Raw genomic sequence first — 23272 nt, forward strand, 5'->3', positions numbered from 1 at the left:
GAGCTCGTACATAAGTACGCATTTATTTCTTTGATTAAGTAATTTTGTTGTTGACACTGGGGGAGTCCACATAAGTGGCATAGTTAATTTGGCCACCTACTTAGAGATGTTATTATCCATCTCATCAAACGTTAGGTGATACAAATGACAAAGAAAAAACGTCCAAATTACAGCCCAGAATTTCGATTAGAAACAGCTCAATTAGTTGTTGATAACGGGTACACTCACGAAGACGCAGCAAAAGCAATGGGGGTTGGTTATTCAACCATTAGTAAGTGGGTTAAACAGTTAAAAGAAGAGCGAAAAGGTAAGCAACCTAAAGCTACTCCGATGACCCCTGAACAATTAAAAATTCGTGAACTTGAAAAAAAGATTGAACGTATTGAATTAGAAAAGGATATTTTAAAAAAGGCTACCACTCTGTTGATGTCAGACTCCTGGAACAATTCTCATTAATTGAGAAACTCAATCAGAGCAATAAAAACAAGTACCCTATTAGTAAGTTATGCGATGTATTTGAAGTACATCGCAGCAGTTATAAATATTGGGTAAGCAGGGATAATAATTTAAGCTCCTCAGAAGTTAAATTAAGAGCTGATGTTAAACGCTTACATGCGCTTAGTAGTGGCTCTGCGGGTGCTAGAAGCATTGCTGACATGGTAACTAATGAAGGCTATCCATTAAGTCGTTTTCGAGCAGGAAGTTTAATGAATGAGCTGGATTTAGTGAGTTGCCAGATACCTAAGCATAAATATAAAAAGGCGAATAAAGATCATGTAGCAATCCCAAATATACTAAAGCGTCAATTCGCTGTTGTTGAGCCTAATACTTATTGGTGCGGTGATGTGACGTACATTTGGACGGGAAATCGTTGGTCTTATCTTGCTGTTGTCCTTGATTTATTTTCTAGAAAAATTATTGGCTGGGCGTTCTCAAATTCACCTGATAGTGAGTTAACAATGCAAGCATTAATGATGGCATATGAGAGCAGAGGAAAACCCAAAGGTGTCATATTCCATTCAGACCAAGGAACGCATTATACCAGCAGAAAGTTTAGGCAAAGACTGTGGCGTTATCAAATCACACAGAGTATGAGCCGCCGTGGTAATTGCTGGGATAATGCACCAATGGAGCGATTTTTTAGAAGTTTGAAAACGGAATGGGTGCCAACAATAGGATATAAGAATTTTAATGAAGCTAAGCAAGCGATCATTCATTACATCATGGATTATTACAACCAGGTGAGACCACACACGTACAACGCAGGGTTAAGCCCAAATGAATCAGAAATAAGGTGCGAGTTAAGCTACAAAACGGTGGCCAATATTACTTGACCACTTCATTAAATAAAAGTTTAGCCCTAGGTAATGAGCATTTTAAAGACGAAGTGGAGTGTTTAAGTGGGCGTAGAGTTAAGGAAGGAAAACGGGGGAAACCTTTAGGTGAGCTAAAAACGTAAAGTGTACCTGACCCCATTTACTTACTTACACCAAGGAAGGAAAACGGGGGGAACCTTTAGGTGAGCTAAAAACGTAAAGTGTATCTGACCCCATTTACTTCTTATGACCCCATTTACTTAAGTGTATCTGACCCTATTTACAAGGAAGGAAAACGGGGGAAACCTTTAGGTGAGCTAAAAACGTAAAGTGTATCTGACCCCATTTACTTATGACCCCATTTACATGCATTAATTATTTTTTTGTAAACATCGACCTCTAGGCTCATTACTTTCGTGCAGTACGGTTTCAGAATGAAGAAATTTTGCGGCTGCTGCTGAGTCTTTCACTTTAGAAGCGCTGCGTGTTAGCATTTCAGCTTCAAATTCAGTTAATACGCTTTTCCTTATACCGGCCTTACGCCACTGTGATCTCGGTCTACATTCAATTGAAATTTTTCGTGCTAGTGATAAGGCATCTAATAGCGCTTGATTGGCGCCTTGGCCTTTAAAGGGGCTCATCGGGTGAGCGGCATCACCTATTAAGGTTGCTTGTGGTAGTGTTTGTAATAGCTCGGCGCTAAGTAATGCTCTATCGTACACTGGATAACCTGAAACGTGCACTGCTAGCGTTGCGGCTAAAATTTCTGGTATTGGCTCGTGCCACTGACATCGTCGATATGCTTCTTCTTTTAGAGCTTGTGGCCCTTGAGCACTTAATGTTTTAGCCGCGTCTTCTGACATAGGGAAGCTAAGCTGCCACATGATAGAGTCGCAGTCATAAGGCATCATGTAGATACGCTCATGACCATTAGCTGTTTGAAAGACAGTGGCAGAATCTAACAAAGAATTTTCAAGACCGTTGAGCGCTGACAACGGACAAATCCCTAAGATAACAATACAGCCTAAATAATGTAGCGGGCTAACTTCTTCGCCCAGTAATAATTGCCTTACTGAACTGCGAATACCATCAGCGCCGATGACAAGATCTGCCTTGGCGATTTTTATGTCACCGTTAACGTTAAAGCTGAGTGTTGTCGCTGAGTTAGCTTTGCTATTTTTACCAGCTATATAATCATTCTCTAGCCCAATTAACTGGTGTCCCCACTGCACCTCATCATCTCCACCAAGCTGTTCAAGTAATGCTAAACGTAGTGATTGTCGCGCGATATGAACATTAGTGCGCTTAGTGTCTTTTCTGTCTTCAGGTTGCAGCCACTTTCTAATGCCCCATTCACCAATTATTTTTCCTTGTGTGTTATGAACAACATGTCTGGTTGAAATGAGCCCGTTGTCTAACGAGAATATACCTAAGCCCTCAATCGCTTTGCTCGCTTGTTGTAACGTCAGTCCATAGCCCTGCGAGCGCGCTTCAAAACCACTATCGCGTTCATAAAGCGTAAACGGTATACCACGGTGCTTACAAGCTACCGCTAAAGCAACGCCGCCTATACCGCCACCAATAATAGCTATATGTGGGTAACTAGCTGTCTTGGTACTAGCGTGTTCAGTGTCATCAGCTAAGTTAACAGACTCTACTAAATCTGCAGAGTGAGCGAAGTCAGTGCAGGGTACTAAACCACAGCCGCCACAGTTTGTGCAATCGTAGCGGTGACCTTTAGGTCTTCTAGGAGGCTCACCTTGACCGTGCATTTTTTCATAGTGCGCTAATGCTTTTTGATAACTCAAGCGAACTTTTTTTCGCAGTCGCATGACTTTTTTACCTTGCCCCTGACACTCTTGACAAGTTGTCCAGTTAAGCGCTTTATTCTTCAAGTGTTAACTACCTTTTTATTTGAGATATTACCAGCGTGAGTAATAAATTAGTCAAATTGGTCTCATTTACCGCTATAAAAGCATTTTAGCTGAACAGCGGATGCTAGCCTAATAGTAATGCTAAAACAGATTAATAAATTCGTCCGTTTGTTATCAATAAATCAATTTGTGTGATTGCTATAATCTAGCGCTATTCTCCCCTGTAAACACTTGCTATAATGCCGCATATCTTTGTGCGCAAGGCACTTTACAGCAAGTTTTATATTAATCGGATCAATAAGTTAATCCGTTTTTATTAAGTTATTTCAGAGGTTTACTCTCATGTCGGATACCGAAAACCGCCCAACAAACTTTATTCGTAATATCATTGATGCCGATTTGGCTAGTGGTAAGCACACTAATGTGCAAACACGTTTTCCGCCAGAGCCAAATGGTTTTTTACATATTGGTCATGCTAAAGCCATTTGCTTAAATTTTGGTATTGCTCAAGACTATAACGGACAATGTAATTTACGTTTTGATGATACTAACCCTGAAAAAGAAGATATTGATTACGTTAAGGCTATTCAAAAAGACGTGCAGTGGTTAGGTTTTCAGTGGTCAGGTGAAATTAATTACTCTTCAAATTACTTTGAGCAATTACATGGCTTTGCTGTTGAATTGATTGAAAAAGGTTTGGCCTATGTTTGTTTCTTAAATAGTGAAGAAACACGTGAGTATCGTGGCACGTTAAATAAACCAGGTAAAAATAGCCCTTATCGTGATACTTCTGTCGCTGAAAACTTAGCGCTATTTGCTAAAATGAAAAATGGTGAGTTTGAAGAAGGTATTTGTGCTCTGCGCGCTAAAATAGACATGAGTTCAAGCTTTATGTGTATGCGCGACCCGATTATTTATCGCGTGCGTTTTGCCCATCATCACCAAACAGGTGATAAATGGTGCATTTACCCTATGTATGATTTTACTCATTGTATTTCAGATGCATTAGAGCACATTACTCATTCTATTTGTACGTTAGAGTTTCAAGATAACCGACGCTTATATGACTGGGTTATTGAAAATGTATCAGTACCTAGTACACCGCATCAATATGAGTTTTCTCGTTTAAATCTTGAATATACCTTGATGAGTAAGCGTAAGTTAAACAGCTTAGTAGAAGAAAAATTAGTCGATAGTTGGGATGATCCGCGTATGCCAACCATTGCTGCTTTTCGTCGTCGCGGTTATACACCAGCGTCACTGCGAGAGTTTACTAAGCGAATAGGCGTTACTAAAATGGAAAACACGATTGAAATGAGTGTTTTAGAAGCTTGTATTCGTGAAGATTTAAATGATAATGCCCCGCGTGCTATGGCTGTTTTAGATCCGATTAAATTAGTGATTGAAAACTACCCTGAAGATAAGAATGAAGATCTTGTTGTTAATAATCATCCAAGTGATGAAGCACAAGGTACGCGTATAGTACCGTTTTCTAAAACGCTTTACATTGAAGCTGAAGATTTTAAAGAAGAAGCGAATAAGAAATATAAACGCTTAGTGATTGATAAAGCAGTGCGTTTACGTGGTGCTTACGTAGTTACTGCTACACGTTGTGATAAAGACGACGCCGGTAATGTTACCACGGTTTATTGTACCTATAACGAAGATACCTTAGGTAAAAACCCAACAGACGGAACTAAGCCTAAAGGTGTTATTCATTGGGTTGATGCAGCTAAATCACTTGATGCGACAGTGCGTTTATATGATCGTTTATTTACAGTACCTAACCCAGCAGCAGCGGCAGATTTTAATTCAGTAATTAACCCTGAATCTTTAGTGACCATTACTGGTGCTAAAGTTGAGCCGTCATTAGCACAAGCACAACCTGAAGCGGCCTATCAGTTTGAACGTCAAGGTTACTTCTGTTTAGATAATAATATTACAGAGCCTAGCGCATTAGTCTTTAATCGCACGGTTGGTTTACGAGATACCTGGGCTAAAATTAGTCAGTAAAAATTATGACCGACTACTTAGTCGCTAAGATAATATAAAATAAAAAAGCCTGTGGTAAGTTTAACTTATCACAGGCTTTTTCTTTACAAGCGGGTTAACTACCGCTTAGCATACAACTGTTAAAGTCGTAACGCTTTATCACCACGCGCCATACCAACGCAACCAGAGCGTGCTGATTCAATAATGTCAGTTTCATGTTCTATTGCAACGATAAAGGCATTGAGTTTTTCAGCGTCACCGGTTAATTGTACGGTATAAACTTGTTTACCAATATCAACAATGCTTCCACGAAATATATCGGTTATTCGCTTAATATCATTACGAGCTTTATCACTTACCGCAGCAACTTTCACTAACAACAATTCACGCTCAATATGCTGTCTATCTGTAATGTCGGTAATTTTAATGACATCTATCAGTTTATTTACTTGCTTAACAATTTGCTCTAATACCTTGTCATCACCCTCAGTGGCAATGGTCATACGTGACAAACTATTATCGTTTGTTGGCGCTACCGTTAAACTTTCAATATTAAAAGCACGTTGAGAAAATAATCCGACGATACGTGATAATGAACCGGGTTCGTTCTCCATTAAAATAGCTAAAATTCTACGCATTATGCTTTAACTCCTTTCTTTAACCACATTTCATCAATGGCACCCGTACGTATTTGCATTGGGTAAACGTGCTCTTTTTCGTCAACCATCACATCAACAAAAACCAAACGTTCTTTAATAGCAAAGGCTTGCGTTAATTTTTCATCTAACTCAGCTAAGTTATCAATTTGAATACCAATATGCCCATAAGCTTCAGCGATTTTAACAAAATCAGGTAAGGACTCCATATAAGATGAAGAATGACGACCACCGTAAACCATGTCTTGCCACTGGCGTACCATACCCAGTGAACGATTATTTAACGTCACAATAACAACAGGTAAGTTATATTGAGAGCAAGTTGATAGCTCTTGAATATTCATTTGAATAGAGCCGTCACCGGTAATACACACTACGTGTTTATCAGGAAAGGCTAATTTCACACCCATTGCTGCAGGTAAACCAAAGCCCATAGTGCCGGCGCCACCTGAATTTATCCATTGACGTGGTTTAGCAAAAGGGTAGTGCTGTGCAGCAAACATTTGATGTTGACCAACATCCGAGCAAATATAAGCATCCCCTTGTGTTATTTTGTATAACGCTTGTACAACCCGCTGTGGTTTTATTTTACCGGTATCGGTTTGCTCATAGCTCATGCTTTTTACATCGCGCCATTCGTTGATTTGCTGCCACCATTGACTAAGTGCTGCTTCATCAGGCGTGAAGTTAATACGTGTTAACTCATCTAGTAACTGTTGCATCACCACGTCAACTAAACCAACTACGGGGATATGTGCATTAATCGTTTTTGAGATAGACGTTGGGTCGATATCTACATGAATAATGGTCGCGTTAGGGCAAAATTTTTCAACATTATTAGTCACCCTGTCATCAAAGCGAACGCCTAATGCTAGAATTACATCGGCATTAGCCATACTCTTATTTGCTTCTAAACTGCCGTGCATGCCTAACATGCCAACAAATTGTTTATGGGTGCCTGATATACCACCTAAGCCCATTAACGTATTAGTAACAGGCGCCTTTAACGTTTCAACTAACGTGGTTAGTAATTCTGATGAGTCAGATAAAATAATACCGCCACCAGAGTACACCACTAACTTTTTAGCACTAGCAATTGTTTTTGCGGCTTTTTTGATTTGCTTAGGGTGACCAGTAATCGTGGGATTGTAAGAGCGTATTTTAATATCAGTGTCGATACTAAAGGGGGCTTTATTATCAGGAATTAAAATATCTTTAGGTAGTTCAATGACTACAGGACCGGGTCTACCAGTACTTGCTAAATAAAAAGCCTTAGCAATGGCGACAGGAATATCGGCTAAGCTTCTACAACTAAAGCTGTGTTTAATAATAGGACGAGTACAGCCGACAATATCTGTTTCTTGAAAGGCATCGTTACCAATAAGTGATGAGGCAACTTGCCCGGCAAGTACCACCATAGGAATTGAGTCCATATAGGCGGTTGCTATACCTGTTACACAGTTAGTTGCACCCGGACCAGACGTTGCTAAGACAACTCCTACTTCACCGGTTGCTCTCGCGTAACCATCGGCCATATGCGTAGCGGCTTGTTCATGACGTACTAGAATATGCTCAATTTCATCTTGTTGAAATATAGCATCGTATATATCTAATACCGAACCACCGGGATAACCGAAAATGTATTTAACCTTAAGCGCCGATAATGATTTTACTACCATTTCTGCGCCGGTAAAAAGTTCTTTTGTCATACTATCACCTTGATGTTTGTGAACAGTTACATTGAAAATAAAGCGTGTTAAATTGTTAAATAGGTTAAGTTATTTGTTAGTGCAAGAAATAAAAAACCCTCGACCTTAAAAAGGAGCGAGGGTTTCTTGATAATATTACTTAATTGTTTTTGCTAAGTACAAGCTATCCCCCGCTAGTGATTAAATACCACGACGACTACTGAGACGATATTGAGGACAACAGCTTTAACTTTTATAATGCTTACCATATTAAGTGCCATATTAATTACTTATTTATTATTCCTTTATTATTGAATAAAGGATGCAAAAACTTATCTATATTACTTTAACTCTATTAATGGACACTATCTTTAAAGATTTTACCGCGTGTGTCAACCAACAAATACAAAAGAGTCATAAAAGTCGCTTTATTTTTTTATTTTTACGATTGACGTATAGACGTATATATTAATAGATAACTTTAGAGATAAGTGGCGGATGAATAGACCCAGCTAGTTTTTGCAGATAACAGTTTTACTCATTGTTTAGCTGTCATAGCAAAATATTATCATTTATATTAACTTGTAGTGTTATCTCTAAATGCGCTAGGCTTATTGTTAATAAATTTTACAGTATTTGCCTTATAACAAAAATGGAACCAATATGAAGCCAATTAAAATATTAATACTCAGTACCTTACTTACTTTTATCGCCGGTTGTGCAACAAACTCAGCTAAGGTCGATTTTGACAAAAACACTAATATTGAAACGGTTAACTATAAAACGTTTGCTTGGTTGACCGAGGCAAAAATAATGGCATCGCCTGTTGATATTAATCCAGTAATGAAAGAAAGAGTTGATAATAGTATTGAGCAAGCTTTTATTGCTAAAGGTTATCAGCTAGTGAGCGACGCTGAAAATGCCGACTTTACTATTTCTTATACAGTAGGAAGTCGCGATAAAATTAAAGTAAATAGTTATCCAGCTACGTATAACTCAGGTTTTGGTTGGGGACGTGGCTATTATGGTGGTAGAGGTTACTACGGGAGTATGACAATGGGTACTGAAACCAGTGTGAGACAATATACCGAAGGTAAGCTTGCTATCGATGTTTACGATGTGAAAACTCATCAACCGGTATGGCATGGTTGGGCGACTAAACGTATAACGTCTGAGAACAGTGAAAATCCTTTAGCGACAATAAACAAAATAGTGGTAGAAGTGGTTAGTAAGTTTAATTAGTGACGTTAATAAGATACTTTATACTGTTTTGTTTACTTATAAAAAACGGCTTAGCCGTTTTTTTTTGCTTAATTTTTTCTTCACTTTCGGCTTTATTTGCTGAGATTAATTTTTGGATAGCTTATCTACGGTCGCTAAGCAAGCGGCCATAAAGGTATCAATAAAATATTCAACCTCAGGCATAGTTTCTTTTAATGCTGTAATTTTTATCGCTAAGCGCTGCTCAACATGATCAAACTCTGGATTTTTATGGTTAATCTCATCAAGGGCTTTAATGTAAGCGACAATGATATCAGCTGCTTTGACAATCGCTTTATATTCAGCAGAAACATTATCTTGCACGATAATATCACTAAATAGTTCTTGCAGTTCTTCTGGCAGAGACGCTAAGCATTCCTTTTCTGCGAGCAATTCAATCTTCTTAAATTCTCTGGCAATTTCTTTATTGGCATACTTGGTTGGATTAACAATATCACCATAGCGCGTTTCACTGGCTTCGTGGTACATAGCAATAGTTGATATTCTATCGGCATTGATTTGACCATTAAATTTTTTATTTTTAATCACGGCTAATAAATGCGCGACAATAGCCACTTGGTGTGAATGCTCGGCGATGTTCTCAGGTTTAACACAAAACATTAATGACCATCGTTTGATCAATGGCATACGAAACATCCACGCTAAGAATGAACTTTGCACAGTAACTCCTTATGATAAGACCTCTTTATTACTGAACCAACATTGATGAGGTAATGTTACTTCACCAATGTCACTTAGGTCATACGTAAAGCTAACCTTTACGCTTTTTTCTGGACGTCAACTTGTTTGTAACTAGCAAAAAAGTTTTTTATTTTTTCAATGGCAGGAATTAACATATCTACATGTGGCAAAAAAACTAATCTAAAGTAATTTTTTTCTTTAATGTTAAAAGCTCGACCGTGCACTAATAATATTTTTTCTTGTTTAAGTAAATCTAAAATCATGCGTTCATCATCTGTGATATTGAATTTTTTATTATCAACCTTAACAAATATATATAAAGCACCCATGGCAGGGTTACATGATAAGCCATCTATTTCATTAATCATTTTATAAGCAATATTACGCTGTTTAATTAATCGACCATCACCACTAATTAACTCGTTAATACTTTGGTAACCGCCTAACGCGGTTTGTATCGCATGTTGACTTGGCACATTAGCGCACATGCGCATTGAAGCGAGTAAAATAAGTCCTTCAATATAATCTTCAGCGTGTAATTTGGGCCCAGAAATAACCATCCAACCGGCTCTAAAACCTGCAATGCGGTAGTTCTTTGATAAACCGCCCATGGTAATAATTAATACATCGGTTGCTAGTTTTGCGGTCGGTATATGCTTGGCTTCATCGTAAAGAATTTTATCGTAAATCTCATCGCTATAAATTATTAAGCTATGTTTTCTTGCTAGCGCGATAATACCTTGAAGTACTTCTTCAGAGTACACCGCACCTGTTGGATTATTAGGGTTGATTAAAACAATGGCTTTGGTTTTTTTAGTGATCTTACTTTCCATATCTTGTAAGTCAGGAAACCAATGGTTTTCTTCATCACAACGATAATGTACCGCTTTGCCACCTGATAAAGCGACCGCGGCAGTCCATAAAGGATAATCAGGAGAAGGTATTAACACTTCATCACCGTTATCAAGCAAGGCCTGCATTGCCATCACAATTAATTCACTAACACCATTGCCAATAAAAATATCATCAACTCTGACATCTTTAATGCCTTGTTGTTGAAAATACTGCATGACAGCAACTCTGGCTGAATAAATGCCTTGAGATTCAGAATAGCCCTGTGATCTTGGTAAATTATGGATAACATCTTTTAAAATATCATCTGGCGCTTCAAAACCAAATGGGGCAGGGTTACCAATATTTAATTTCAGGATCTTATGGCCTTCATCTTCTAGGCGTTTGGCCTCGGCTGCTATTTGTCCTCTAATATCGTAACAAACATTATTTAATTTAGATGACTTGGTAATAGCTTTCATGAGTTAACAACTTCTTAAGTTAAAGGGGAGAAAAATGTAAGCCTTTATTGTTGCCAATAATGCGCTGTTTTGAAAGTGTTATTTTTACTTTTTATGTTAAAAAACAAAAAAGGAGCCTAAGCTCCTTTTTTAATTACCAATAGTTAACCACCGATGATCAATCAACAGTCTCTACTTAAATAAAGTCATGACATCGTCTATGGCAATAAGTGACTTTTCACCGGTAATGCGATTTTTAAGTTCAAGTTGTTGGGCATCTAAATTGCGTTCACCAACAATAAGTAGCAAAGGAGTGCCTATTAACTCATGATCAGCAAACATAACACCTGGGCGTTCTTTTCTGTCATCGAGTAATACTTCAATACCTGCTTGTTTTAATGATTCATATAAGGTTTCAGCAGTTTCTTTGACTCGCGCTGATTTTGCCATATTCATCGGCACAATCGCCACTTGAAATGGTGCAATAGCTTTAGGCCATTTTATGCCATATTGGTCATGGTTTTGCTCAATCGCCGCGGCGACGATGCGTGACACGCCAATACCGTAACAACCCATGGTTAAGGTTTGATTTTTGCCGGCTTCGTTTAATACTGCGCAGTTCATTGCAGCGGCATATTTTTGACCCAACTGAAAGATATGACCGACTTCAATACCACGTTTTATTTCAATATGACCTTGACCACATGGACTTGCATCACCAGCGACAACATTACGAATATCTTGCACGTTTATTTCACCGCAATCACGTTGCCAGTTAACACCAGTGAAATGATGATCATCTTCGTTAGCACCACAAACAAAGTCACTTAAGTGCGCAGCGCTGCGATCAACAATAACGTCAATGGTTAAACCTTTAGGACCAATTGAACCGGCATTACAATGCGCTGCTGCTTGTATTTGTTCGTCGCTAGCAAAAGTTAGCGGCGAAGCAACTTGTGCCAAGTGCTCAGCTTTAATTTCATTTAATTGATGATCGCCACGTAATACTAAAGCAACGATACCGTCTGGCTCGCCTTCACTATTTGCGCCGACAACAAGTAAAGTTTTTACGGTTTGCTTGATATCTACCGTTAAGAATGTTGCTACCTCAACAATACTTTTCACATTAGGGGTTGCGACTTTAGTTAGCGCTTGTGTTGGCTCTGCACGTTCACCTGTTGGTGCTAAGGCTTCGGCTTTTTCAATGTTAGCGGCAAAATCACTGCTATCACTAAAGGCGATATCATCTTCACCTGAATCGGCTAACACATGAAATTCATGTGATTGTTCACCACCAATAGAGCCAGTGTCAGCAATTACCGGGCGGAATTTTAATTCAAGACGTTCAAAAATACGACAGTAGGCATCAAACATAATTTGATAGGTTTTTTCTAAACATTCGTGGTTTAAATGAAAAGAATAAGCATCTTTCATTAAAAATTCACGACCACGCATCACACCGAAACGCGGACGAATTTCGTCACGAAATTTTGTTTGAATTTGAAAAACATTTAACGGTAATTGTTTGTAACTACTTAACTCATTAGCAACCAACTTTGTCACTACTTCTTCATGTGTTGGCCCTAAAACAAAAGGACGCTTATGGCGGTCATTTAGTCGCAGTAACTCTGGACCATAATCATCCCAACGGCCAGATTCTTGCCATAAATCAGCTGGTTGTACCATAGGCATTAATATTTCATTAGCACCGGCACGTTGCATTTCTTCACGGACAATATTTTCAACTTTTTTCAACACGCGTAAACCTGTTGGTAGCCAAGTATATAAGCCAGAAGCTAGATTTCTAACCAGTCCGGCTCGTAACATCAATTGATGACTGATCACTTCTGCCGTTGCAGGTGTTTCTTTTAGAGTAGACAGTAAGTATTGACTGGTACGCATGGTTAAGGTTTCCATAAAAATTGGGGGTATATAATTGGCGACATTCTATCAGGGGGCTAGCCTATGAAAAAGTAATATATGTCATATATGTCATATTTATGACGAAGTTTTGCCAAAAAGACGGTAAATAAAGCTGATTAAACAGTTGTTTTTATAAAAACTAACTAAAGATTAACTAAGGAGTAAGCGCAAAGTAGCCATGAGGCTGTCATCATTTTAGTAAAAATCACTTCAGCCAAATAATTTTTATTATCAACATATCTACTTTGAAGCTAGTTTTAGTCGCCGTATTATCGTTTGGCGTTGAACTAAGCAAGCACAGCAGCAGATATATTATTTGACTGACTTTACGCGTATAGTGCTTTTCATTAAATGAAAGGAGAAAACTTGTATGCAAATCACGTTAATTCAAGCCGATTACCATAATGAACAACACGGCAAAGATTTAATTATGCTGTTAAATGCCTATGCCCTTGATCCTATGGGAGGTGGTGAAGCACTTGCTGATGATGTTCAGCAAAACTTAGTGGCTAGCTTAGCCAAACGCCATGACTTTTTAACTTTACTTTGTTATGTCGATGACAAACCTGCAGGCATACTTAATTGCGTGGAAGGCTTTTCTACTTTTAAAGCTAAGCCTTTACTTAATATTCACGATTGTGGTGTTTTAAAAGAGTATCGCGGTTTAGGGTTAAGCCAACAACTGTTCAATGAAGCTGAAAAAATATCGCGTCAACGGGGTTACTGCAAATTAACCTTAGAGGTGTTGGAAGGGAATATAGTCGCGCAAAATGCCTATAAAAAACTAGGCTTTTCAGGTTATGAGCTAGATGAAAACACAGGTAACGCCATGTTTTGGGAAAAAGTTTTATAAGCTCCTGTTATCAATATTAATTTGGCTAATCATTCAACGTATGTTGAAAGTTACGGTGCAAGTTATCTTTAAAATGAGGTGATAGGGTTACTATTACCTCATACTATTTTATTTTACAGCCATTAATTTATTCAGCATGTTAACAACTAGAATGAAATAGGTCTTCGTTTTTTCGGCATTTTCACTGCGTCACTCTCTGGTACTTTCTCAGTGAAATTATCTTTGGCTTGTTTAGTCGGCTTTTGCTTAGCGTTAGCTTTTTTTTGTGATCTTGTCGTTTCTGATGTAATACCTTGCGGCTTATTGGTTTTTTGCTCAATTTCTTTAGCACTCGCTACCTCGATATTTTCATCGATAGCGTCGTCAATAACTTGCGTTAGTGCTTCATTGATCTGTAATTGTATTACTTCACCATTAAATTCAATAACATCGTTATGATATATTTTTTTACGCTTTTGGTATTCCACGTCACCATTGAGTAAAACATAACCTTCACTGATCACTATTTTTGCTTCACCGCCACCACTAACCAAATTAGCTATTTTAAGTAGCTTACATAATTCAACGGGTTGCTGGTTTAATTCAATTACTAAGTAACTCTCTGACATTGTCTTCTCGACTATTACGTTCTACATCACGTTATGCGGCTGATAACTGTATTAAAAGCTCAGTTATCTCTGCTTTTAATTCTTCACTATCAATATCTTGCGCTGCTTCATTAGCCTTATTCGCAAACTCTAATGCTTGTACAGGCTCTTCAAATTCTACTTGACGTTGAGCCATGGCTAAATAAGCAGAAGCGATAAACGTAGGGAGTGCTAGCTGCTGCGCTGTTGCTAAGGCAACTTCATAAATATCCATAGCTTGCTCACCATCATCGGTAAAATCAGCAAGTGCTTCCCATTGTAAAGGGTGGTCGTTAGGAGAGTTTTGATTAGTAGCGCAAAGTATTTGTAATTTTTTACAACCGGCAAGTCTTAGCTCATCATTATCGGCAGCCGAAGCGCTGGCTATTTCTTGGCAAATAGTTAGGATATCGTTATATAAAGGTGCTTTCATGTTAAGTATCTAAAGTTATTTTCAGTAAATTTTGCCAATATTAGCATAAAATCTGCGGATGACGGTAAATAATAGCGGAGCTTACTTTTTACTGGCAATAATATCTCGAGTGATTATAATTTCGCTTTTGCTCAGTGTGTAACTAAAGCCGATAAGTAAGCTGGTATACGCTTAGTGCTTATCGTAATGTGCTGGCAGAATAACTGCTGTTATTGATTTACTCTGGCATCACCAGTAAGACCTCTTCCATAACAATTGATAATAGCAAGTCATTATACTCACCCATGGTTGTCAAACAGGCCACGTCGGGTTAATTATTTACAGGAAAGATAAAATGTCAGTGTTTATTGCTTACTTGACCGCCTTATTAATTTGGTCAACTACGCCATTATGTGTGGTGTGGAGCAGTGAAACCGTCAGCCCAACATTGGCGGTGTTAATGCGGATGATTATCGCCTTATGCTTAGGCAGTCTGATTATCATGTTCAGCAAAATACGTATGCCTTGCCATGGCTTAGCGCGCAAGTTGTATGGCTATTCTGCTATTGGTGTTTTTGGTGGGATGAGTTTTAGTTATTTAGCCGCAATGACCATGCCTTCAGGCGTTATCTCCCTTATTTTTGGTTTGGCACCTATCTTGTCAGGTTTATTGGCGCAGAAAATTTTAGCGGAAGCGAAATTTAGCCAAGTACGTAAACTGGCCTTTGTTATATCGCTAACCGGTTTAGCTATTGTTTGCTCGGATAATATTGCTTTAGTCAATGATAACGGCTTGGGCATACTCTATAGCTTATTGGCGGTAAGTTGTTTTAGCCTAAGCGGCGTCATGGTTAAAAGCATTCATTTAAGTATTCATCCGCTGGCAACAGCCGTTGGCGCTTTATTTATTTCAACCCCGTTAGCGGCGATGATGTGGCTGCTATTTGATGGTACATTACCTGTAACAGAATGGCAGATCAGTTCATTAGTGGCGATTGTCTATTTAGGGGTTTTTGGCTCGTTGATTGGTTTGGTCGCTTATTTTTATATATTACAGCAACTGCCGGCGAGTACGGTGGCGTTAATGACGTTAATTGCGCCAGTTATCGCCATTGCTCTGGGACGTTATTTAAATAACGAAACCACTAGCGCCAATTTACTCATCGGCGCTAGCTGCGTACTCAGTGGCCTGGTTTTATATCATTGGGGTGAGCAATTACTGAAAAAGCGCCAAGGTACGCCTTTACCTGGTTTTATCGACTAGTTATTGATGAGCTCATAAAGCAGCCCTGTTTTCACTGCTACTGTTCATCAGGGTTTAGCATTATTGACCTAGATACTGAGCTAGCTATTAGATAAACGTCCTAAAACACCACATCACTTAATTAGGGGCGTGCTTGTTATCGCCGATTGAGTAATAAAAAAGGTGTGCAGTGCACACCTTTTTTATGGTTAGTTTATTGATATGGTCAGCTTATTTTTATACAAGTTATTGTTATAAATATAAATTAAAGCACCATGGCAGCTATCCAACCAAATACTAACAACGGAATGTTAAAATGTATAAAGGTAGGTACAACAGAGTCCCAAATATGATCATGTTGGCCATCGGCATTAAGTCCGGAAGTCGGCCCTAATGTCGAGTCCGAAGCAGGGGAGCCGGCATCACCTAACGCTCCCGCTGTTCCTACTAAGGCAACAGTTGCCATCACCGAAAAGTTTAACTCTAAACATAAAGGCACAAATAACGTAGCAATAATGGGCACGGTAGAAAATGAGCTACCAATGCCCATGGTAATAAACAGCCCCACCAATAAAATCACAGCGGCTGCCATGGGTTTATTACCATCAAAAATTGCCGCACTACTTTGCACTAAGCTAGCGACATGCCCCGTTTCTTTAATAACCGCGGCGAACCCTTGTGCTGAGATCATAATAAAACCGATCATTGCCATCATCGCAACGCCTTTGCTAAATACGTCACCATTTTCTTCCCATTTCACGACACCAAACACACTAAAAATCACCACGCCAATTAAGCCGCCGAGTATCATTGAACCACTGGCATTTTGTGCAATAAGTGAGGCAATAACAGCAAATAAGCCGACAAGCATGACTTTTTTAGGGTTTTCAATCTCAATGTCCTGACTTTCAATGGTAAGAGGTCGCTCTTTATAGTCTCGGCGTTTTCTATAGCTAATAAAAATAGCAATTAACAAGCCAACAAACATACCTATAGCAGGGATAATCATTGCTATAGGCACCTGTGTATTGATGATATCTAAGCCATTATCAATTAAGTTTTTATGTAATATAGAGTATAAATAAATACCACCAAAACCATAAGGAAGCACCATATAAGAGGTCGCTAAACCAAAGGTAAGAATGCAAGCAATAGCCCGTCTATCCATTTTTAATTTATTAAATACCACAAGTAAAGGGGGGATTAAAATTGGAATAAAGGCAATATGAACAGGCACCAAGTTTTGTGAAGATATCGCACATACTACAATGATAAACAAGATAAAGTAACTTAGCAGTGTTTCACTATCTCCTTTTTGTGTGTTGACTTTAGTGAGCAACTTAGAGGCTAAAATGCGTGTTAAGCCAGACTTTGAAATGGCCACCGCAAATGCCCCTAACATGGCATAGCTAAGTGCTATTTCTGCGCCCGACGACAACCCTGAATTAAACACATTGATGCTCTCTTTTAACCCCATGCCTGCGGTCAAACCAGCAACGAGTGCACTTATTGTCATGGCAACAATCACATTTACACGGACTAATGTCAGTCCTAGCATTAAAATAACGCCTATAATAACGGCATTCATAGATTTCTCTGTTCTATAGATTTACTTAATTTTACCAGACTTTTAGCCTGATTTTTACGTTCTTTGCTCAATGCTTGCCTGCTATAGCGCACTTGCTTAAATAATTCGCAAAATGCGTTTAAATGTTGTTCGGAAGTAGGGGCGTTACTTGTATAGTCCTTGTTAATTCTAGTTAATGACGTAGTCGATTGAGCACTAAGGCGCATTATGATCTAATTAATATGCGCCATATGATGATTAATATCAGCTTGAGCTTTATATATAGTTTTATAGGATTATAGAGAAAATTTAGCTACAGATTTTTAAAGCGTGAATACTAAGGGAGTAATTTTAGTCTGAACGGCTTGTTTTATCATAGTAAAGAGGAGGTGAACATTTGAAGTGGTGGACGATACTGGGCTTGAACCAGTGACCCCCGCCTTGTAAGGGCGGTGCTCTCCCAACTGAGCTAATCGTCCATTTAGTTTTACATCTTTATGGTAAAGATGGTGGACGATACTGGGCTTGAACCAGTGACCCCCGCCTTGTAAGGGCGGTGCTCTCCCAACTGAGCTAATCGTCCATTTAGTTTTACATCTTTATGGTAAAGATGGTGGACGATACTGGGCTTGAACCAGTGACCCCCGCCTTGTAAGGGCGGTGCTCTCCCAACTGAGCTAATCGTCCATTATAGTTTTACATCTTTATGGTAAAGATGGTGGACGATACTGGGCTTGAACCAGTGACCCCCGCCTTGTAAGGGCGGTGCTCTCCCAACTGAGCTAATCGTCCATTTAGTTTTACATCTTTATGGTAAAGATGGTGGACGATACTGGGCTTGAACCAGTGACCCCCGCCTTGTAAGGGCGGTGCTCTCCCAACTGAGCTAATCGTCCGATCTAGTATTTAATTCTAAAACGTTTATTGCAATGCCATCTGCGTTTCAGTGGGGCGTATTATAGGGAGATAGATAAAACTGTCAATAATAAAATGCAGAAAACCGCAGCTTTTTTCATATAAATTGTTGTTTGATATATTTTTGTTCATAATGGTGTATTTTTCTGCAATTTTGTCGGTGTTCATTTGATGATACTACCGATAGTACAAACAAATGCCTGTAAAAGGTGAATTAACTTTAGCGGGATGGTAAAATGTCGCTAATTTCATACACCATCTTTGACTTGAGTTTTCATTTTTTGACTTGAGTCTTTACTATTGAGAAATTTAATGACTTTAACAACTCGTTTTGCTCCAAGCCCTACAGGTTATTTACACGTTGGTGGCGCACGTACTGCCTTATATAGTTGGTTATACGCCAAGAAAAACGGTGGCGATTTTATTCTTCGTATCGAAGATACTGATTTAGAGCGTTCAACCCAAGCTTCAGTTGATGCCATTATGGATGGTATGAATTGGTTAAACCTTGAGTGGACTCATGGTCCTTATTTTCAAACTCAGCGTTTTGATCGTTATAAGGAAGTCATTGAACAGTTATTAGCGTCAGGTAATGCATATCGTTGTTACAGCACAGCGGAAGAAGTTGATGTAATGCGTGAAGAAGCCAAAGCTGCTGGCGGCATAGAAAAGTACAATGGCTTATGGCGTGATCGTACTGATCATCCTAGCGATAAACCTTTTGTAATTCGTTTTAAAAACCCTATTGGCGGCGATGTTGTTATTAAAGATATGGTCAAAGGTGATATTACTATCAGCAATGATCAACTTGATGATTTAATTCTTGCTCGCTCTGACGGTACGCCTACGTATAACTTAACGGTTGTCGTTGATGACTGGGATATGAAAGTGTCTCATGTAGTGCGTGGTGATGATCATATTAGTAATACTCCAAAGCAAATTAATATTTTAAGAGCGTTAGGTGCCGATGTCCCTGAATATGCGCATATCCCGATGATTTTAGGTGATGATGGTAAACGTTTATCTAAGCGTCACGGCGCGGTTAGCGTTATGCAGTATCGCGATGACGGTTTTTTACCTGAAGCGCTGTTAAACTATTTAGTACGTTTAGGTTGGTCGCATGGCGATCAAGAAATTTTCTCTCGTGAAGAAATGATTGAACTTTTTGACTTAAAAGATTGTAACCGTGCCCCCTCTGGTTTTAATACCGATAAACTTATTTGGGTTAATCAGCATTACATGAAAACCATGGACCCAGCTTATGTCGCTGAGCATCTTGCCTGGCACATGCGCGACCAAGGTATTAATACCGACAATGGTCCTGCGTTAGCGGACGTTGTTAAAATTCAAGCAGATCGCGTGAAAACGCTTAAAGAGATGGCTGAGATTTCTCGTTATTTCTACGAAGACTTCACTGAACTTGATGCCAAATCGGTTAAAAAGCACTTACGTCCAGTAGTTAAAGAGCCAATGATGTTAGTTAAAGAAAAACTAGCAGCTTTAACCGATTGGTCACCAGAGCCTATTCACGCAGCAATTAATGATACTGCCACAGAGTTAGAGCTGGGTATGGGCAAGGTGGGTATGCCACTACGTGTTGCTGCTACAGGTGGTGGTAACTCACCATCACTTGATATTACCTTAGCGTTGTTAGACCAAAGCAAAGTGATTGAGCGTATTGAACAAGCGTTAGTGGTTGTTGAAGCAAGAATTGCAGCGGGTTAATGACAATATTAATCGTCAATCTACTGGTATGTCTACAAATAGGCTTTATGGCTATGTTAACGGTATGCCCAATAAATAGCTTAACCACTTTAAATAAGTTTAGGAGAATGTTGAGTGCAATTTAGTGATTTTGGTTTAGACAAATGTTTAATGGATACCGTTGAACATCTTGGTTTTAGCGAGCCAACACAAATTCAGCAACAGGCTATTCCTGCGGCAATGGCGGGGCATGACTTAATTGCCTCCTCTAAAACTGGCTCAGGTAAAACCTTAGCTTTTATTATTCCTGCTTTGCAGCGATTAAGTAAAAACCGTCCGTTATCAAAGCGTGATCCGCGTGTGGTTATTTTAACGCCAACGCGTGAATTGGCTAAACAAGTGTTTAGTCAATTACGCCTGTTTACCTCCAATACCCAGTTTAAAGCGGTATTGATTTTAGGCGGTGAAAACTTTAATGATCAAGTGAAAGTGTTAGAGAAAGAGCCGCATTTTATTGTGGCAACACCGGGGCGTTTAGCCGATCACTTAACGCAAGGTCATTTCCATTTAAATGGTTTAGAGTTACTGATTTTAGATGAAGCTGATCGCATGCTTGATTTAGGTTTTAGTAAAGAGCTTAGTCAAATAAATAAGGCGGCCGATCATCGTAAACGTCAAACGTTGCTATTTTCTGCAACCTTAGATCATGCACAAGTAAATGAGTTTGCTACTGAGTTACTTACTAAACCTAAACGCATTGCCATTAATGCTGGGCATAGTGAACATATAGATATCACTAAACGTTTCTATCTTGCTGATAATCTGACGCAAAAAGAAACACTATTACAACATTTTTTAGTGACTGAAAAATCACAGCAAATTATTATTTTTACTGCTACGCGCAGTGATACTGAACGTTTAGCTAAACTACTTATTGAGCAAGAGCTTAACGCCGTTGCTTTAAGTGGTGAGTTGAATCAAGGTCAGCGTAATCAAATTATGGACAGCTTTTCTAAAGGCCAACATAAAATACTGGTTACCACTGATCTCGCTTCACGTGGTCTTGATTTAGTCAATGTTTCGCATGTTATTAACTTTGATATGCCAAAGCATACTGAAGAATTTGTTCACCGTATTGGTCGCACCGGCCGTGCAGGCACACAAGGCGATGCTATTTCATTAGTGGGACCAAACGACTGGTTAAGCTTTAAAAATATTGAAGCTTTTTTACAACAGAAAATAGCTTTTACTAAAGTTGATGGGATTAAGGTTAAATTTAAAGGTTTAAAACCGAAAAAAGCTAAAGTGGTTAAAGTCAAAGATAAGGTAGTAGACGCTAAAAAAATAGTAACAACTAAACCAAGAAAAGTAATTAAGAAGACTTTCCTTGATATAGAAGATGCAGGTGCTATGAAAATTATTAAACGTAAAAAAGCGTTAACAGCAGATCAAATTGAAGATAGCACTAAAAAAGAGCAAGATTAGTTTTTTTAAGCTATTAATTATAATTTAATGCCTGCCGGTTTGTTGCCGACAGGCATTTATATATGTAATTTATAGCCCACTCCTTTAATTGTTTTGATCCAATAAGGGTTATCTGGGTCACGCTCAACTTTTTTTCGTAATAAGTGCATATACTGATAAAGGTCTGATTTATTAGCCCGACTTCTATTTGGCCACAAATTAGTAATTAATTGTTCGGTCGTGCAGACACGTTTAGGGGCTTCTGCTAATAAGGTAAACAGCTTGAATTCCTTTGTGGTAAGCTCTAAGTTTACTCCTTTTAAATAAACGTTTTGACAATCCCTTTCTATTTCAAATAAGCCTAATAACTCAATATTTATATTTCTATTAGGTAGTTGCACCCTATTATTAACTTGTTTTGATGAAAAAGTATCTATGTTCTTTAGTAAGGTGCGACGATCACCACCCACTCTACGGTTGAGAGATCTTCTTTCTTCAAAAAGTTTTTTTAAATCAATTATGTGCTTACTGATGTATTCATCTAGCTTTTCAATAAAGCTATCTTCATTATAATAATTTATCCAAGGTAGCGTTAGGTAAAGTGGCATGGGGCTTTTATTATGTATGGCACAAATAGGAATGGAATATTGACTATGAATAGTATTTAACGACTGTAAATGCTGTTCAATTAAAGAGGTGGTTAAATCGCGTAAATCAAGAATAATTAAATTAACATCAGGATTTTCACCACCATTATCTAATGGCTTATAGTGAGGTATACATTTAAGCGTAAAATGATTAGCAACACAATAACCGGTTAATAAGCCGGCAATAAAGCTGTCGTTTGAGATTATAAGCATACTATGATCAGATTGAAAATATCTCATATTATCATCCTTTACTCAATTTACATAAGGTGAATTATCAGAGTATTACTTTATTCAATTAATAAATTATTACTCGTTAGTTGTCTTGCAAGTGTTGAAAAATAGTTAAGCAATGTTTACGCCTTAAATAATCTCTTCTATTAATACAAACACTTAAGCTTTTACTTGATAACAAAAGTGACATGCTAATATTTTATGTAAAAAATACTGACACCCAAAGTTCACTCACTCTATAATACCATCCCACTTTATTATATTTTTGTACCTCTCCTATTTTATACCATAGTGAGTAAAGCGTTTTAATTACAGTGAGTAGTCTGTTACCGAGTCATGTTTGGAAAATACTACTAATACCAATCTCACTAATTATCTGATCATTTCTACTGGCTAAAATAACCAACTACTGCGTTATTTAGTTAATAATTAACGTTACAAGGAAGTAACTTATGGAGACAGTGCAGGAGCTTATTGTCTTGTACAACGAGTTATTAAAATAAATGCCTTGTATTTGCTCGCTTTACCTGAGTATAAAATAGACCACTTAATTAACGAAATTGGTATAACAATGAGTAAAATGCTTTTAGTTGGCGCCTTCGGGCAGTATTTTTTGGCTTTTTTTACAGTGACATGGTCTTTTATGTGACGCTATATGGCTATAACTTACTTAGACTGTGCAGGAAATTGTTCTGAGCAACCACAGGAAAATATTCTACCTTAGATGAGTGTGCTAAAAATAATTTAGAAAACTCAACAATCCCTAATGGTACAGTGTCTTTATTTTTAAGGTGTTTTTAAGGTGTTGACCTGGTCAAGTAAATTCAGTCACCCTAGTTAAGCTACTTTTTCTAACTCATTAATTTTCAATTCAAAATCATTAGGGCTTTGATACCCTAAGTAG

17 protein-coding genes and 5 tRNA genes are annotated in these 23272 nt (G+C 38.3%); 7 read left to right on the forward strand and 15 right to left on the reverse strand.

The annotated features are described in order from the left end of the window. The first annotated feature begins 144 nt into the window (after positions 1-144). Positions 145-1334 (forward strand): IS3 family transposase gene (locus tag FCS21_RS15285; RefSeq protein ID WP_371287249.1). Its coding sequence is split into 2 segments (ribosomal slippage): positions 145-403 and positions 403-1334, totalling 1191 coding nucleotides; the frame shifts between segments, so codons are not numbered across the junction. Between the two features lie 353 nt (positions 1335-1687). Here FCS21_RS15285 and FCS21_RS15290 read toward each other — a convergent pair. Next, positions 1688-3211, reverse strand: coding sequence for an FAD-dependent oxidoreductase (locus FCS21_RS15290; RefSeq protein WP_246047302.1), 1524 nt, complete (start codon positions 3209-3211; stop codon positions 1688-1690). Between the two features lie 321 nt (positions 3212-3532). On the opposite strand from FCS21_RS15290, the gene glnS reads away from it, so the two are divergent. Then, positions 3533-5203, forward strand: a complete 1671-nt coding sequence (gene glnS / locus FCS21_RS15295; protein ID WP_138624411.1) for a glutamine--tRNA ligase — start codon at positions 3533-3535, stop codon at positions 5201-5203. A gap of 119 nt (positions 5204-5322) precedes the next feature. Here the strand turns inward: glnS and ilvN are convergent, their stop codons facing one another. Next, on the reverse strand, positions 5323-5820 hold the full coding sequence (gene ilvN / locus FCS21_RS15300) for an acetolactate synthase small subunit (protein WP_138624412.1): 498 nt from the start codon (positions 5818-5820) through the stop codon (positions 5323-5325). Further along, positions 5820-7547 carry an acetolactate synthase 3 large subunit gene (locus FCS21_RS15305; protein WP_138624413.1) on the reverse strand — a complete coding sequence of 576 codons (1728 nt, stop codon included), beginning with the start codon at positions 7545-7547 and terminating at the stop codon, positions 5820-5822. Before FCS21_RS15305 ends, ilvN begins: the two co-directional genes overlap by 1 nt. Before the next feature lie 642 nt (positions 7548-8189). On the opposite strand from FCS21_RS15305, the gene FCS21_RS15310 reads away from it, so the two are divergent. Beyond that, positions 8190-8768 (forward strand): DUF4136 domain-containing protein, encoded by a 579-nt coding sequence (locus FCS21_RS15310; RefSeq protein ID WP_138624414.1) that lies wholly within the window; start codon positions 8190-8192, stop codon positions 8766-8768. Positions 8769-8873: 105 nt separating this feature from the next. On the opposite strand, the gene yfbR is transcribed toward FCS21_RS15310, so the two are convergent. From yfbR to FCS21_RS15325, 3 genes are all read right to left on the reverse strand, one after another. Further along, positions 8874-9467: a 5'-deoxynucleotidase gene (gene yfbR, locus FCS21_RS15315; protein ID WP_138624415.1), complete on the reverse strand. Its 594-nt coding sequence runs from the start codon at positions 9465-9467 to the stop codon at positions 8874-8876. A 98-nt stretch (positions 9468-9565) separates the two neighbouring features. After that, entirely contained in the window at positions 9566-10801 is a 1236-nt protein-coding gene (locus FCS21_RS15320) for a pyridoxal phosphate-dependent aminotransferase (RefSeq protein ID WP_138624416.1), read from the reverse strand. A gap of 171 nt (positions 10802-10972) precedes the next feature. Continuing rightward, a complete protein-coding gene (locus FCS21_RS15325) occupies positions 10973-12682 on the reverse strand; it encodes a proline--tRNA ligase (protein WP_138624417.1) in 1710 nt (569 codons plus the stop codon). A 391-nt stretch (positions 12683-13073) separates the two neighbouring features. Here FCS21_RS15325 and FCS21_RS15330 point away from each other — a divergent pair, with 391 nt between their 5' ends. Continuing rightward, the gene (locus FCS21_RS15330) at positions 13074-13556 is read left to right on the forward strand and encodes a GNAT family N-acetyltransferase (RefSeq protein WP_138624418.1); all 483 of its coding nucleotides are present in this window, start codon (positions 13074-13076) and stop codon (positions 13554-13556) included. A 146-nt stretch (positions 13557-13702) separates the two neighbouring features. Here the strand turns inward: FCS21_RS15330 and FCS21_RS15335 are convergent, their stop codons facing one another. Next, positions 13703-14164, reverse strand: coding sequence for an RNA-binding S4 domain-containing protein (locus tag FCS21_RS15335; RefSeq protein WP_138624419.1), 462 nt, complete (start codon positions 14162-14164; stop codon positions 13703-13705). A 31-nt stretch (positions 14165-14195) separates the two neighbouring features. Then, complete coding sequence (locus tag FCS21_RS15340) at positions 14196-14615, reverse strand: hypothetical protein (protein WP_138624420.1); 420 nt, start codon at positions 14613-14615, stop codon at positions 14196-14198. A gap of 334 nt (positions 14616-14949) precedes the next feature. Here FCS21_RS15340 and FCS21_RS15345 point away from each other — a divergent pair, with 334 nt between their 5' ends. Continuing rightward, positions 14950-15858 carry a DMT family transporter gene (locus FCS21_RS15345; RefSeq protein WP_138624421.1) on the forward strand — a complete coding sequence of 303 codons (909 nt, stop codon included), beginning with the start codon at positions 14950-14952 and terminating at the stop codon, positions 15856-15858. Between the two features lie 244 nt (positions 15859-16102). On the opposite strand, the gene FCS21_RS15350 is transcribed toward FCS21_RS15345, so the two are convergent. From FCS21_RS15350 to FCS21_RS15375, 6 genes are all read right to left on the reverse strand, one after another. Next, positions 16103-17425: a Na+/H+ antiporter family protein gene (locus FCS21_RS15350; RefSeq protein WP_138624422.1), complete on the reverse strand. Its 1323-nt coding sequence runs from the start codon at positions 17423-17425 to the stop codon at positions 16103-16105. A 382-nt stretch (positions 17426-17807) separates the two neighbouring features. After that, positions 17808-17883 (reverse strand) — tRNA-Val (locus tag FCS21_RS15355). Positions 17884-17911: 28 nt separating this feature from the next. Continuing rightward, positions 17912-17987, reverse strand: a tRNA-Val gene (locus tag FCS21_RS15360). Positions 17988-18015: 28 nt separating this feature from the next. Beyond that, a tRNA-Val gene (locus FCS21_RS15365) sits at positions 18016-18091 on the reverse strand. A 29-nt stretch (positions 18092-18120) separates the two neighbouring features. Beyond that, a tRNA-Val gene (locus FCS21_RS15370) sits at positions 18121-18196 on the reverse strand. Between the two features lie 28 nt (positions 18197-18224). Beyond that, positions 18225-18300, reverse strand: a tRNA-Val gene (locus FCS21_RS15375). 331 nt (positions 18301-18631) lie between these two features. On the opposite strand from FCS21_RS15375, the gene gltX reads away from it, so the two are divergent. Together gltX and FCS21_RS15385 are read left to right on the forward strand one after the other, a co-directional pair. Beyond that, positions 18632-20044 (forward strand): glutamate--tRNA ligase, encoded by a 1413-nt coding sequence (gene gltX, locus FCS21_RS15380; RefSeq protein ID WP_138624423.1) that lies wholly within the window; start codon positions 18632-18634, stop codon positions 20042-20044. Positions 20045-20158: 114 nt separating this feature from the next. Then, on the forward strand, positions 20159-21508 hold the full coding sequence (locus FCS21_RS15385) for a DEAD/DEAH box helicase (protein ID WP_138624424.1): 1350 nt from the start codon (positions 20159-20161) through the stop codon (positions 21506-21508). A gap of 56 nt (positions 21509-21564) precedes the next feature. On the opposite strand, the gene FCS21_RS15390 is transcribed toward FCS21_RS15385, so the two are convergent. Next, on the reverse strand, positions 21565-22374 hold the full coding sequence (locus tag FCS21_RS15390) for a winged helix-turn-helix domain-containing protein (RefSeq protein WP_138624425.1): 810 nt from the start codon (positions 22372-22374) through the stop codon (positions 21565-21567). Positions 22375-23272 lie beyond the last annotated feature (898 nt).

The sequence above is a fragment of the Colwellia ponticola genome (assembly GCF_005885605.1).
Lineage (GTDB): Bacteria > Pseudomonadota > Gammaproteobacteria > Enterobacterales > Alteromonadaceae > Colwellia > Colwellia ponticola.